Raw genomic sequence first — 13,071 nt, 5'->3', positions numbered from 1 at the left:
GCAGCACAAGCGCATTTTCTAGAGCCTGCCTTCAGGGGTGGTTTACTTCCCGGGATCATGGTGAGGCCGTTCGGGAAGGGACAGTCGGACCGTGCACGCACAGAGCCAACCGCTTGCCACGTCAGCGGCGGAAATGGGAAGCACCAGCGCGGTGGCCACGGCCGCCCCGGCGGCCATGCGCTGCGAAATCGACGTCACAGTCACCCACGAAATCGAAGACGTCGAAGCCGTCTGGCGGACGCTTTCGACGCAATCCATCGAATCCCCCGGCCAAAGCTATGACTTCATTCGCCTTTGGGTAAGGAATCGAAGGCTGGCGCCCGAGTCGCAACGTTATGTGGTCGGCAAGGTCGATGGCCAGCCTGTTGCGCTTCTGCCCTTGCATCGCAAGCGGGTGCAGGGTGTTGCCGTTTTCACCTGGTTTCCCGGCGCCAATGTGGGGTGCTATGCCCCGGTCGCCGACTATGAGCGGCTGGCTTCACTGGGTGCGCCTGGTCGGGCGGCACTGTGGAAGGCCATGACTGCTGCCCTCAAGGGCGCCGATCTCCTCTATCTGCGGTCCATTCCGGTCGAAGCCGGGGGCCACGCGGGCCTTTTCGACGAGCTGGGCAGTACGCTGGCGGTGGAAACCCTTTACCGCGCGCAGTTTTCCTCTTGGGAGGAATGCGATCGTGAGCAACGCAGCAAGTCACGGCGCAAGCATGATCGGCAGCAGGGCGATCGACTGGCAGCCCTTGGCGAGGTTGCGTTCGAGGAAGTGACGGGCGAGGCGGCGCGGCGCGAGGCTATCGACGTCATGTTCAGGCAGCGCTCAGCGCGTTTCCATGCGCAGGGCATTCGCGATATTTTTGTCTATGACAAGCTCATCGGCTTCTATCAGGACGCGGCACTGCCGGGTTCGGGCATCGATGTGCGGGTGCATGCGCTGCGTCTGAATGGAGACATCGTCGCGGTGCGCTACAATGTGGTCCACGGAGACCGCATGTTCTGCCTCATCTCCTCGATGAGCGATGACCCCCATATCCAGTCTGGCTCACCGGGCAAGCAGTGCCTGTTGCGCGTGATGCAAACCGTGTTCGATAGCGGCTTCACCGTGTTCGACATGGGCTCAGGCTTCACCGACGAAAAGCGACACTGGTGCAATGTACAAATGCCGCTGCGGCAGCATTATATCGGCCTGAATTCGCGCGGCGCCGCCATCGCCCATGTCCATCGTGGCCTGCAGAAGGCGCGCGCCCGCGCCAAGGCCAATCCCACGATCAAGACGGCGCTGCGAACCCTTCGGCAACTGGTCGACAAGCTCCGCGGCCGCCAGTCTGCGGGCTCAGATCAGCTTTAGTCCGCGCAGCGAGGCGTGGCCGTTCCGGCCGACAATGATGTGGTCATGCAGGGCAATGCCCATCGGCTTGGCGATATCGGCAATTTCCTTGGTCATCCGCACGTCCGCCGCCGAGGGTGTCGGATCGCCCGACGGATGGTTGTGTACAAGAATCAGAGCTGTCGCCGAAAGCTCCAGCGTCCGGCGAATGACTTCGCGCGGATAAACCGGCGTGTGGTCGACCGTGCCGACCTGCTGGACCTCGTCGGCGATCAGGCGGTTCTTTTTGTCGAGGAAGAGAACGCGGAACTGCTCGACCATTTCGTAGGCCATCTGACTGCGGCAATAGTCGATCAACTGCGACCAGGACGAGAGAATGGGCTTTTCGGCATCGATCTGGTCGCGGCCATAGCGCTGCGCCACTGCCTGCATCACCTTGAGGTGGGTGATCGAGGTGGCGCCGAGCCCCTTGATCTCCGCAAGGCGGTTGGGCGAGGCGCCCAGCACACCGGAAAACGAGCCGAAATGGCTCAGCAATTCCTTGGCCAACTGCTTGGTGTCGCGCTGCGGCAGGATGATGTGCAGCAGCAGTTCGAGCAGTTCGTAATCGGCCAGCGCTTCGCCGCCAACCGCATTGAACCGGTCTCGCGCGCGTTCTCGATGGCCCACATAATGCGGCTTTGCCGCTTCGGCGAGCCCGTCTTTCTTGTCCTTGCCGCTGTCGCTCACTGACCAGACCGCGCGGCAAGCGGGTTGAACAGGCCCTTGGGCGACAGGGTGAAGATCTCGCAGCCGGTTTCGGTGATGCCGATCGAGTGTTCGCACTGTGCAGACAATGTGCGGTCGCGGGTCACTGCGGTCCAGCCATCAGAAAGGATCTTCACGTGCGGCCGGCCGAGGTTGATCATCGGCTCGATGGTGAAGATCATGCCCGGCTTCAGCGGCACGCCGGAGCCTGGGGTGCCGAAGTGAAGGATATTTGGCTCGTCATGGAACAAGCGGCCCAGGCCATGGCCAACGAAATCGCGGACCACGCTCATGCGCTCGGCCTCGGCGATGGTCTGGATGGCGGCGCCGATATCGCCGGTGGTATTGCCGGGCCTTGCAGCAGCGATACCGGCCTCGAGACCGGCATAGGTCACCTCGATCAGGCGTTCGGCCTTCCGCGAAATCTCGCCCACCGGATACATGCGGCTCGAATCGCCGTGCCAGCCATCCACCACCAGGGTGAGATCGATATTGACGATATCGCCTTCCCGCAGCGGCCGGTCATCCGGGATGCCGTGGCAGACCACGTGATTGAGCGACGTGCACAGCGAATGGCGATAGCCCTTATAAAAGATGGTCGCCGGCACCGCGCCGTGGTCGCGGGCGAATTCATAGGCGATCCTGTCCAGCGTGGCGGTGGGCACGCCCGCTTCGACATAGTCTGTAAGGATATCCAGCGCCTCAGCCGTCAACTGCCCCGCCTTGCGCATGCCGGCGAATCCCTCTTCGCCGTGCAGGGGAATGATCCCCGGGGAACGGCGGGATTTGCTGGTCGCGTCGACATAGGTAATCATGCTGAAAGGTCTCCTTGGCGCGAAAATAGGACCTTAGTGGCGGGATTGGAAGATGCGGTGCGGCTTCTGCGGCAATTGCGGTGACACCGGCGCGTCATCGGCTTGACTTGATGGGCCGGGCAGGGGCATGCAGTTTGCTTCATCGGGACCCTGTCATGACCCAAGAAACACGCGTCACCGCCGCAATGATTGTCATCGGCGACGAAATCCTGTCCGGCCGCACCAAGGACGTCAATATCGGCGCCGTCGCCGATTTCTGCACCGATCTGGGCATCGACCTCACCGAAGTGCGCGTAGTCTCGGACGAGATGGACGCCATTGTCGAGGCGGTCAACGCCCTGCGCCAGCGCTACACCTATGTCTTCACCTCGGGGGGCATCGGGCCGACCCATGACGACATTACCGCCGACGCCATTGCCACCGCATTCGGCGTTGCCCTGCCGATCAATGCCCAGGCACGCGACATGCTCGAGGCGCGCTGGAAGCAGACCGGCACCGAGGTCAACGAGGCGCGGCTGCGCATGGCCCGCATTCCCGAAGGCGCCGACCTCATCGTCAATTCCGTCAGCGCCGCGCCGGGTTTCCGCATCGGCAATGTGCATGTGATGGCAGGGGTCCCCGTCATCATGCGCGCCATGCTCGAAGCGCTGGCGCCGACCCTCAAAGGCGGCAAGAAGGTCAAGTCGGTCACCGTCAAGGCTGCGGTCGGCGAAGGCACAGTCGGCGGTCCGCTGGCGGCGCTGCAGGAGCAGTATCCCGCAGTCAAGATGGGCTCCTATCCGCAGATGGGGCATGGCAAGGTGATGACCGAACTGGTGCTGCGCTCATCCGACGAGGCCCTTCTGGCCGAAGCGGCGGAGAAGGTTCGTGCCATGGTTGCGGCGGCGCATGAAAAGGCCGGCGTCGCGCCGCCCGACTCTGAATGATTGGCGATCCCGCTCGCCTTTGCTAAGCACACATCGATACAGAAACTTTTGGCGTCAGCCGCTTGCCTGGAGAGCGCATTGAGCAACCCCAATCAGAAATCCTTTCCCGTCACCTGGGATCAGTTCCATCGCGATAGCCGGGCTTTGGCCTGGCGCCTTGCCGGCATGGGCAGCTTCGATGCGGTGGTCGCCATCGCCCGTGGCGGCCTGGTTCCGGCGGCAATCGTCGCGCGCGAATTGAACATCCGCACCGTCGAAACAGTGGCGGTGAAAAGCTATGACCACCAGAACCAGGGTGGCATAAAGGTGCTCAAGGAAATCAGCCAGCCGGTACTCGACATCGCCAAGAATGGCGGCAAGGTGCTGATCGTCGACGACCTCGTCGATACCGGTTCGACCGCGCGCGTGGTCCGCGAAATGCTGCCGGGCGCTCATTTCGCCACCGTCTATGCCAAGCCCAAGGGCCGCGACATGGTCGATACCTTCATCACCGAAGTCAGCCAGGACACCTGGATTTTCTTCCCCTGGGACCTCGACGTCGCCTATGTCGCCCCCATCTCCGGCGGCACCGACTGATCCCCTGAGTTCGCGGGCGTGGTGGAATGGTAGACACACCGGACTTAAAAAGTCTTTTTTCTACCGTGCTGAAAAAAAGTTTTGGAGAGGAAAAAGGTTGGCATTTCAGAATGTTGGGAGTGCGGGCTAAGGGAGGCATAAAAGGGCTGTTTTTGTGCTAGGTGCAATATAGGTGCAGAGACCTAGTGCGAGAATCGGCGGCAAAAGGCGGACGTGGCGAAATCGGTAGACGCAGCAGACTTTATAATTGGAGTGCCCGTGGGGAAATCCGCGGAGTAGAACCGCTCAAAGTCGGGGAACGCTAACGGGCAGATGCCTTAAGCCAATCCCGAGCCAAGCCCCTCTTCGGGGGAAGGTGTAGAGACTGGACGGGCGGCGCCTAAAGCCTTTGGGCCACGGCGAAGGGACAGTCCAGACCACGAACGCCATATGGCGGCGGCGAAAGTCGAGGTGGTACGAAAATCTGCTTCTCTGTGAGAGTACGGGTTCGAGTCCCGTCGTCCGCACCATTATCCAGCGTCACAGGGTGCCGCTGGAATCCAAGCATTAAGCGGTGGCGGATGATCTTGCATAATAAGATCGTGTTCGGTGAGTCCGAGTCCAAAATATCGTGCGCGCCATTTCATCTTCGAACTATGAACACTACAGCCGCTGGTCCGAAGATCGAAGTGGAACGGGCGTTAACGTTTTCGATCCTGACCCTGTGATGCAGTTCACCTAGCAACGCACGTGAAACCCCGAAATAAAATCCGCTTATGCAGCTTGCGGACGGTCCCTCTCGAATTCCTATGCAGCAGCATCCTAGAAATAGCTGCGCACTGGAGCGCCGAGGGAGCGCTCATCGCAAATGGCTGGAAATGGTAGGGTCCGGAAGAATCAGAACGAGGCGCCGCGCCCTCAGAAAGAGCCAGGGAATGGTGGGCTTGGCTTGCTGCTTGTCCTGGCGATTACCGCGATCGGCGTTGGGTATGTCGGCTACCGGCTGACCCTCGTCTTCGGCCTGATCTAACGAACGATCCAGGCGTGTTATGCGGTTAGACGAGCAGTCGCGAGAGCACATTGGGCGCTATGGCATCAAGCTGGTCGTCGCTGCGGCAATCGCCTACATTCTGAAGAGCGAGAACTTCCTTGCCACATTCGCGCTGTGGACCGGCATATACGGCGTAATGGCCGTCGCTTATGCAGTTCATCGCGGCGAACGATTCGGCAAGACCAGGTTCACCTATTGGGATGAGGCTCTATGGTTGGCGGCGACGGCGTTGGGTCTCTACATTTTCAGTGGCCATCAGTTGGCCGTCTGATCGGCCGCTTCTGTTGGTTCAAAGAAACCGTGCGGATGCGTCGCCAACGCCTGACAACTCGACCTTCAGTTCCTGACCAGGAAGGATTTGCAGCAGCATCGGGATGATCGATCCGGTTGCTACGATATCGCCGGCGCTGAGATAATTGCCTCTGGCGATCAGGTCATTCACGAGCCAGAGCGCAGAGTTGATCGGATCAACCAGCCCCTCTCCCGATGCCGACTGAAACACTGGAACGTTGTTGATCGACGCTCGCATGTCGATTGTGTCCATGGCCTCCAGGCCTGTTGGCTCATGATATTTGTCGACGATCGTCGAAACATGGAACGCATAGTCAGCAATGGCGGCCAGGTGTGGTTGCCCAGTCAGGTGACCACGTCGCCCAACAAGACCGATAGCCGGTTGGTAGCTCAGGATCGCCTTGCAAAATTGATCGCGAGTTATGGGCCAATGGTCCGCCCCCAAGGGACCGCCTATCGTAAAGACGATTTCGCATTGTGCTCCGATGAAGCCTTGGGGAAGCCGGAACGGCCCGTGGGAGTCCTGAAGAACTGATCCCACAGGGATCGGGCAGTAGATGGGACTGGCAAGGCCGAGCGTGCCGCGGATGGCGGGGCAAGTGCCTATCAGTGCGTAGCCTACCGCGTCATTGGCGAAGGCCGAGATTGCTGCTGACTGCACCGCCCAGGCGTCATCCTCGCTTCGAAGCAGATCGAACGGGATATCTGAGGTAATTCCCTGCCGACGGTTTTGGCAAAGCAAGCTAGCGAGATAGTCGAGATTTTGGTCAATCATAGAAGCACACTCCCGCGCGAGAGAGGGCGCAAAGTCGTGCTCAGTCAAATAAAAATCCAACTATATGAGTACGTATATTTTTGTCAGGGCTTTTTCTTATGAAAATACTATCGCAGCGCGGCTGAGCTCCCGTCGAAACAATATGCGGCTCTATTTAGCTTGAGGGTCCCACCAAACCGGAAGGACCTGAAGGTATGAAGCCGCTTAAACCGTCCCTCGCACCCGCCGCTACGGCCACAGCCGAGGCCGGTCTCCCAACAAGACCGGGGGCTGGGCGTCGGCGGATGCTTTGCCGGAGCGCAGTTGGCGCGGTCGCGATCATGGCCGGTTCGGTGATGGGTCTTGGCCAGGCAGCGGCCGAACCCCTGAGCGCGCCGAGCTTTGGTGGCCCTCTGCGCCCGAACCCCGATCCGATGAGCATGGATGCGGGCGTGTTTGGTCGCCTTCATATCACCGGCCAGCTCACAGGCATCGGCAATGCGCAGACGAACGGCATTCCCGGCGTCGATCCGCGAACGACAGATCCCCTCGTCGATATCGGCAATGCCCAAATTCAGGTGCAGACAACCGGGGCGCCTTTGACGTTCTTCGTCCAGGGCGGTGTCTACTCGCTGCCTTCTTTGGGCTCTGCCTACACCCGCGCAACCGACGTCACCGATCAGTTGTACGGGCCGGTGCCGGTTGCTTATGGCAAGCTCGAGCTGTCGCCGAATTTCTCAGTGCAGGCGGGTTTGCTGCCGACGTTGATCGGCGCGGAATCGACCTTCACGTTCCAGAATATGAATATCGCGCGCGGCCTGCTCTGGAACCAGGAGCCGGCGATCAGCCGCGGTGTGCAGGTGAACTATAGCAATGGACCGGTCAACGCCTCGGTGTCGGTCAATGATGGGTTCTACTCAGGGGATTACAACTGGGTATCCGGTCTGGTGTCTTATGCGGCGACGCCGTCGAGCACGATCACGCTGGTCGCCGCAGGCAACTTTGCAGAGTCGGGCAAGACCGGCGCCGCGACGCCACTGGCGCAGAACAACAGCAGCATCTTCAATGTGATCTACACCTATGTCGACGGCCCGCTGACGCTCCAGCCCTACCTGCAATACACAACGGTCCGCTCGAACAGGGACATCGGGATCGATCGCTCGGCCGAAACATTCGGCGGAGCGCTGCTGGCTCGATATGCCATCAATGAGAATTTTTCGATCGCTGGACGCGCCGAGTACATCGCTTCAAGCGGAGGAGATTGCGGCGTCGCCGCAGACTGCGCCCCCACCAATCTGCTCTATGGGCCGAAAAGCAGGGCGTGGTCGCTGACAGTGACGCCGACCTACCAGCGCGGGATCTTCTTCGCGCGTACCGAGCTTTCGTACACCCGCATCGATCGGGTCACCGAAGGCTACGGCTTTGGGTCCAACTTCGACAAGCGCGACCAGGTTCGCGGGATGTTTGAAGCTGGGGTGCTTTTCTAGGACGGGCGCGGGCGGACATGCGGAGCCACCGGCTCCGCAGACGCTCTGCGAGCTTAGGTGATACATGGGTTTGGAACAGATCATATCGAAATTGGAGGCTCCTCAAGCCACAGCGACTGTGTATCCGGTCCTGCCCGTTCTCTGGGTCTACCGGAACTATGATGATCGCTGGACTGTGCATCTTGAAGGTGAAGACTCCGAATGGTGCCACCCGACGCGCAATGATGCCGTCGGTGCGGCAAGGCTGATAGGCGAGAGCTACGGCTGCTACCGCCTCTATCTTCAACTGCCAGACGGTCGCTTCTGCCTGGAGATGATGAACCTCAGTCGGCGGCGCGAGCCACCTCAGATGGGGAGCGAGGGCGAAAATTGAGCCGGGCTGTACCAAGCGATCGCCAAGTCTCCCGACACGTCTTCCGCTGCGCCGTGGAGATCATCGCTCTGGTGGTGATCGCCGGTTGCGCTGTTCTTGCTGCCGCAGGCCCCAGCATCTACCTGGTGCTCAGAAATGGCGGCTGAATGCAGATTTTCGGGCCGTCCTGCTCACCCCAGGTTGCCACGACCGAAACCGAGGTTCAGCAAACGCGAGCGACGCCGTAGATCGGAATACCTGCTTCTGATGTTTGCTGCGAGCTGTGCCGCGGTGCAGGTCGTCGCCATAGTTTTTCTGAGAGCGGCATGACACGCCCTGCTGCTCCCGCTCTCCAACCCGACGACCGAAGGCGGGCTATCGGTGAAAGCCGTCTGGCTGAGTTGCCAGGCCTGAGGACGCAGTTGGAGATGGCCAGAGTCCTCAAGGAGCACCACATCTGGCTGGCTGTGAGGATTATCGAGGAGCGCGAAGACCAGCCGCAGTTTCGACGGCACCGCCGGCTCCGTGATCTGCTCGAAGCAAGTGCCTTGCTTGAAGCGGTTCTCGAACTCGGAGCGCATCTGCAGCCAACACGGCACCCTTGGTCGATGGGCCGCTCGGGAGATCGTTGGCGTTGTCGCGTGGCGTGGAGCGATCGAGGCAATTTGCGCAGGTGCGTGGGCCGACACGACGATCTGGCCGCTGCCATGCTGATCGCATTGCTGGGCTCCCTCGATCGTCGCCGGCGCCGGCCGAAAGAACTCTCGCAAGGTGGAGAAGAGGCAGCATGAAACCCAGTGGCGACCCTCCGTTATTCGGCGGTCTGATGACCGCACTTGTCACCCCGTACAGGGGTGAGGCTATCGATTTCGACGCCTTGGCGGAGCTCGCCAACTGGCAGATCGACCAGGGCGTACAGGGTCTTGTCGCCTGCGGTACTACGGGCGAGGCGCCGACCCTGTCTGATCCGGAATGGGCGGCGGTGATCCGCTTGTGCGTCGAGGTCTCCAATGGCCGTGTGCCGGTGATCGCCGGCTCGGGCACCAACGACACCCGGCGTACCGTCGAATCGACCTGCGAGGCGGCTCGCCTTGGCGCGGACGGAGCTTTGGTCGTCACGCCTTACTATAGTCGGCCGAGCCAGGAGGGCCTGTTCCGGCATTTCGAGAGCGTCGCGCAAGCTGCCGAGCTGCCGATCATCATCTATAATGTGCCTTCCCGGACGGCCGTCGATATCAAGATCGAAACGCTCGACCGCCTTGCGCACCTGCCCGGTCTTGTCGGCGTCAAGGACGCAAGCGGAGATCCGACGCGGGTAAGCACGATGGCCGTCCGCTTCGGCGATCGTTTCACGCAGCTTTCCGGCCATGACCGATCCATGCTGGCTTTCATGGCGGGCGGCGGCGACGGCGCCATTTCGGTCGTGTCGAACGTCGCCCCGATGCTGACAGCGGCGATGATCGGCGCGGTGCGGAAGAGTGCCTATCTGGAAGCTCGGCGCATCAACGCCCATCTTTTCCCGCTGATCGAGGCGCTGGAGCTTGAAAGCAATCCATGCCCGATCAAGTTCGCGTTGCATTGCGCGCGCGGATACTCGCCCGCCGTCCGCCTTCCGCTGGTCGAGGTTTCCGATGGCACCGCAGCAAGAATACGCGCGACCGTGGCGGAGATCGACTCCTTGGAGATCGATACGTCTCTGGTCGCCGAGAGGTCTCTCGTCCCCCTCTCGGCCTGACCGGGTCTCCTTATAAGAACAGCATGATGCTGCTGTGTTCTCCAATGAAAATACTATGAAATCCGGCTATCCGTGAAATGGAGAACAAATCCCGACATCTTTAAATTCAACGTATCGGCAAAAGGCATCATTTGACTCGACGCGTGGAATGGCCTGCCGATACCGAGAAAGGATGTCTGCGATGTACCCTCGTGGTTACTATTTCTATGCGATGCAACAACAGAACAAGGCCAACCCTGGGCGGACGGATGGCGAAGCCAAGGTTGCCGTGCGCTCGGATGAGCCGATGGCCGACGTTGGAATGTTCCTGCGGCTCGGAGTCGTAATGGCCCTCGTGATTGCGGCCGTCGCCACAGTCACCGCGTTGGCCGGCTAGCGCGCCAACGACGTCCACAGCTCACTCTTCAACGAACAATCAGGATCATCTTCCATGGCAAGCGCCATTCAGCCGAAAGAGCCTCCCCAACCTCTGAACCATTTTTTCGTCGGCCAGGACAACCGAGGATGCTGGACCGTCCGCGATGAGCGTAACCTCGTCGGCGGCTGCTTTGTCAGCAAGGATGCGGCGATTCACTTCGCCCGTCAGGAAACCAATAACGCGCCAGGGGCTGTGATCTGCATGGCCGAAAGCCAGCGCCTGAGCCTTGACCCGCTGTTTGGACGCCGGGCCGCCGCCTAGCCGGTTGCTATCGATGACCCGCTCACGCTCGCTGACGTTACCGTGACGAGTGAGATGGAGAAGTAACTCTTCTCGTTGACATAAGCAAAGCCTGCCGCCTCTACCGAGTCGGCGGGCTTTTTGCTTGCCAATGGGCGGTTTGGCAGAAATTCCTATGGAATTTTTATGCGCGCCGCCAAAATAACTATTGGATTCCTATTTTTTGAGGCCCCGTCCTCTCTCGAACCTATATGCGGTTCGCGTCCATATTTCCGCCAAATTCCTCCTCCGGCACCCGTGCGTACGCAAGGGCGCGCTGGAAGAATTATAGCTGTGGCTTGCCAGGTCTTCCGTCTTGGCTGGTCATTCGTATCAACTTCGGCGCCGGAGGCGAAAGCAATGGACGTTATTGTGCTGGCAATAGGTGTTGGATTTTTCGCACTGATGTTTGGATACATCAGAGTTTGCGAAAAGCTCTGACCGGGAGAAATCAATCATGATCTTGGAATACTTCCTCGGAGCAGCCGTTGCGGTCTTTGTGACTGGCTATCTGCTCTATGCCCTCGCTCGTCCCGAGCGGTTCTGATCAAGACAGTAGCTCGGAAAGAAACCACCGATGACAATAAATGGATGGATACAGATCCTGGTCTTCGCCGGGATCATCATCGCGCTGGTGAAGCCGCTCGGCGGCTATCTCACCCGCGTCCTGAACGGCGAGCGTACACTCCTTTCGGTCATTTTTGGACCGCTCGAACGGGGACTGTACCGCGTCGCTGGAACGAATGAGAAAGAGGAGCAGCATTGGACGACCTATGCGCTGGCCATGCTGCTCTTCAACCTCGCCGGCTTCACGGTTCTCTACCTCGTTCAACGTCTCCAGGGAGGGTTGCCGTTCAACCCTCAGGGATTGGGGGCGGTTGAGCCGACCAGCGCTTTCAATACCGCTGTCAGCTTCATGACCAATACCAACTGGCAGGGCTATGGCGGCGAGACCACCATGAGCTACCTGACCCAGATGGCCGGTCTTACCGTGCAGAACTTCGTGTCGGCAGCGACAGGCATCGCGATTGCGGTCGCATTGATCCGCGGCTTCTCTCGGGCATCTGGCAAAACGGTCGGCAATTTTTGGGTCGATCTCACCCGCATCACGCTCTACGTCCTATTGCCGATCTGCTTTGTCGGCAGCCTGGTGCTTGTATGGCAGGGCGTCCCGCAGAACCTCAACCCATACACTATCGCAACGACCGTCGAAGGCGCGCAGCAAACCATTGCTCAGGGTCCGGTCGCATCTCAGATGATGATCAAGCATCTGGGAACCAACGGTGGCGGCTTCTTCAACGTCAACGCCGCGCACCCGTTCGAGAATCCTAATGCCTTCACCAACCTCATCCACATGGTCTCGATCTTTGCCATTGGCGCGGCTCTGACCAACGTGTTTGGACGCATGGTCGGCAGCGAGAAGAAGGGCTGGGCCATCTTCACCGCCATGGGCGTTCTGTTCCTCGCCGGTGTCGCAATCACCTATTGGGCCGAGGCCGCAGGCAATCCGCTTCTCCATTCGCTTGGCCTTGAGGGCGGCAACATGGAAGGAAAGGAAACCCGTTTCGGCATCCTCACGTCGGCACTCTTTGCAGTCGTTACGACCGCTGCATCGTGCGGCGCGGTCATATCGATGCACGACAGCTTCATGCCGCTGGGCGGGATGATCCCGATCATCAACATGATGCTCGGCGAGATCATCATTGGCGGTGTCGGCGCAGGCTTCTACGGCATCATCCTGTTCGTCGTCGTCGCGATCTTCGTGGCAGGGCTCATGGTCGGGCGGACACCCGAGTATCTCGGCAAGAAGATTGAGGCGAAGGAAGTGAAGATGGCCATGCTGGCCGTCTTGTGCCTGCCTCTTTCGATACTTGGCTTCACCGCGATAGCCGTAGTGCTCGACACGGGCGTGGCTTCGATGGCCAACGCAGGTCCGCACGGGTTCTCCGAAGTTCTCTATGCCTACACATCCGGCACGGCGAACAATGGTTCGGCCTTTGCAGGTCTTTCCGCCAACACGCCCTGGTACAACATCACGATTGGCCTGGCGATGTTGATGGGACGCTTCATGGTGATCGTTCCGGCGCTGGCTATCGCTGGGTCCCTGGCCGCCAAGAAGACGGTTCCTGAATCCAGCGGCACCCTGCCTACGACCGGGCCTCTGTTTGTCGGTCTTCTGGTGGGCGTGATCCTGATCGTCGGCGGCCTGACGTTCTTCCCTGCCTTGGCGCTGGGTCCGATCGTCGAGCACTTCGCCATGTTGGCGGGCCAGACTTTCTGAGAGCCTCGATGACGGCCAAATGGCTGAGATCGATCCGATTTGTCGTGAACCCTCGCTCCTGG

At 60.1% G+C, this 13,071-nt stretch carries 15 protein-coding genes; 12 read left to right on the top strand and 3 right to left on the bottom strand.

Annotated features, from left to right (window positions below; genetic code table 11):
- The first annotated feature begins 133 nt into the window (after positions 1-133).
- Positions 134-1,339 carry a GNAT family N-acetyltransferase gene (locus tag DEVEQU_RS09130; RefSeq protein ID WP_126150246.1) on the top strand — a complete coding sequence of 402 codons (1,206 nt, stop codon included), beginning with the start codon at positions 134-136 and terminating at the stop codon, positions 1,337-1,339.
- Here DEVEQU_RS09130 and radC read toward each other — a convergent pair.
- Together radC and map are read right to left on the bottom strand one after the other, a co-directional pair.
- Entirely contained in the window at positions 1,325-2,047 is a 723-nt protein-coding gene (radC, locus tag DEVEQU_RS09125) for a RadC family protein (protein WP_126150245.1), read from the bottom strand. The genes DEVEQU_RS09130 and radC overlap by 15 nt on opposite strands.
- Complete coding sequence (gene map / locus DEVEQU_RS09120; RefSeq protein WP_206437816.1) at positions 2,044-2,877, bottom strand: type I methionyl aminopeptidase; 834 nt, start codon at positions 2,875-2,877, stop codon at positions 2,044-2,046. Before map ends, radC begins: the two co-directional genes overlap by 4 nt.
- A gap of 158 nt (positions 2,878-3,035) precedes the next feature.
- Between map and DEVEQU_RS09115 the strand changes: the two genes are divergently transcribed.
- The 3 genes from DEVEQU_RS09115 (at position 3,036) to DEVEQU_RS09105 (ending at position 5,683) form a co-directional block, all read left to right on the top strand.
- The gene (locus DEVEQU_RS09115; RefSeq protein ID WP_126150243.1) at positions 3,036-3,806 is read left to right on the top strand and encodes a competence/damage-inducible protein A; all 771 of its coding nucleotides are present in this window, start codon (positions 3,036-3,038) and stop codon (positions 3,804-3,806) included.
- Positions 3,807-3,884: 78 nt separating this feature from the next.
- Positions 3,885-4,382, top strand: coding sequence for a xanthine phosphoribosyltransferase (gene gpt, locus DEVEQU_RS09110; protein WP_126150242.1), 498 nt, complete (start codon positions 3,885-3,887; stop codon positions 4,380-4,382).
- Between the two features lie 1,028 nt (positions 4,383-5,410).
- Positions 5,411-5,683: a hypothetical protein gene (locus tag DEVEQU_RS09105; protein WP_003168944.1), complete on the top strand. Its 273-nt coding sequence runs from the start codon at positions 5,411-5,413 to the stop codon at positions 5,681-5,683.
- An 18-nt stretch (positions 5,684-5,701) separates the two neighbouring features.
- Here DEVEQU_RS09105 and DEVEQU_RS09100 read toward each other — a convergent pair whose 3' ends face one another.
- Positions 5,702-6,478, bottom strand: a complete 777-nt coding sequence (locus tag DEVEQU_RS09100; protein WP_126150241.1) for a 2-keto-4-pentenoate hydratase — start codon at positions 6,476-6,478, stop codon at positions 5,702-5,704.
- A 320-nt stretch (positions 6,479-6,798) separates the two neighbouring features.
- Here DEVEQU_RS09100 and DEVEQU_RS09095 point away from each other — a divergent pair, with 320 nt between their 5' ends.
- The 8 genes from DEVEQU_RS09095 to kdpA all read left to right on the top strand — a co-directional run bounded on the left by DEVEQU_RS09095 (position 6,799) and on the right by kdpA (position 13,009).
- Positions 6,799-7,944, top strand: a complete 1,146-nt coding sequence (locus tag DEVEQU_RS09095; protein WP_126150240.1) for a porin — start codon at positions 6,799-6,801, stop codon at positions 7,942-7,944.
- A gap of 70 nt (positions 7,945-8,014) precedes the next feature.
- Positions 8,015-8,317: a hypothetical protein gene (locus DEVEQU_RS09090; RefSeq protein ID WP_126150239.1), complete on the top strand. Its 303-nt coding sequence runs from the start codon at positions 8,015-8,017 to the stop codon at positions 8,315-8,317.
- Between the two features lie 407 nt (positions 8,318-8,724).
- Entirely contained in the window at positions 8,725-9,087 is a 363-nt protein-coding gene (locus tag DEVEQU_RS09085) for a hypothetical protein (RefSeq protein WP_126150238.1), read from the top strand.
- Positions 9,084-10,031, top strand: coding sequence for a 4-hydroxy-tetrahydrodipicolinate synthase (gene dapA / locus DEVEQU_RS09080; protein WP_126150237.1), 948 nt, complete (start codon positions 9,084-9,086; stop codon positions 10,029-10,031). Before DEVEQU_RS09085 ends, dapA begins: the two co-directional genes overlap by 4 nt.
- Positions 10,032-10,203: 172 nt before the next feature.
- On the top strand, positions 10,204-10,407 hold the full coding sequence (locus DEVEQU_RS09075; protein ID WP_003168934.1) for a hypothetical protein: 204 nt from the start codon (positions 10,204-10,206) through the stop codon (positions 10,405-10,407).
- 54 nt (positions 10,408-10,461) lie between these two features.
- Entirely contained in the window at positions 10,462-10,710 is a 249-nt protein-coding gene (locus tag DEVEQU_RS09070; protein WP_003168933.1) for a hypothetical protein, read from the top strand.
- Positions 10,711-11,185: 475 nt separating this feature from the next.
- The gene (gene kdpF / locus DEVEQU_RS09065) at positions 11,186-11,275 is read left to right on the top strand and encodes a K(+)-transporting ATPase subunit F (protein WP_067179871.1); all 90 of its coding nucleotides are present in this window, start codon (positions 11,186-11,188) and stop codon (positions 11,273-11,275) included.
- Positions 11,276-11,305: 30 nt separating this feature from the next.
- Positions 11,306-13,009 (top strand): potassium-transporting ATPase subunit KdpA, encoded by a 1,704-nt coding sequence (gene kdpA / locus DEVEQU_RS09060; RefSeq protein WP_003168932.1) that lies wholly within the window; start codon positions 11,306-11,308, stop codon positions 13,007-13,009.
- Positions 13,010-13,071: the final 62 nt, after the last annotated feature.

The sequence above is a fragment of the Devosia equisanguinis genome, assembly GCF_900631955.1.
Taxonomy (GTDB): domain Bacteria; phylum Pseudomonadota; class Alphaproteobacteria; order Rhizobiales; family Devosiaceae; genus Devosia; species Devosia equisanguinis.
Note: the sequence above shows the minus strand (reverse complement) of the source record. Positions and strands in the feature narration are given on the sequence as shown.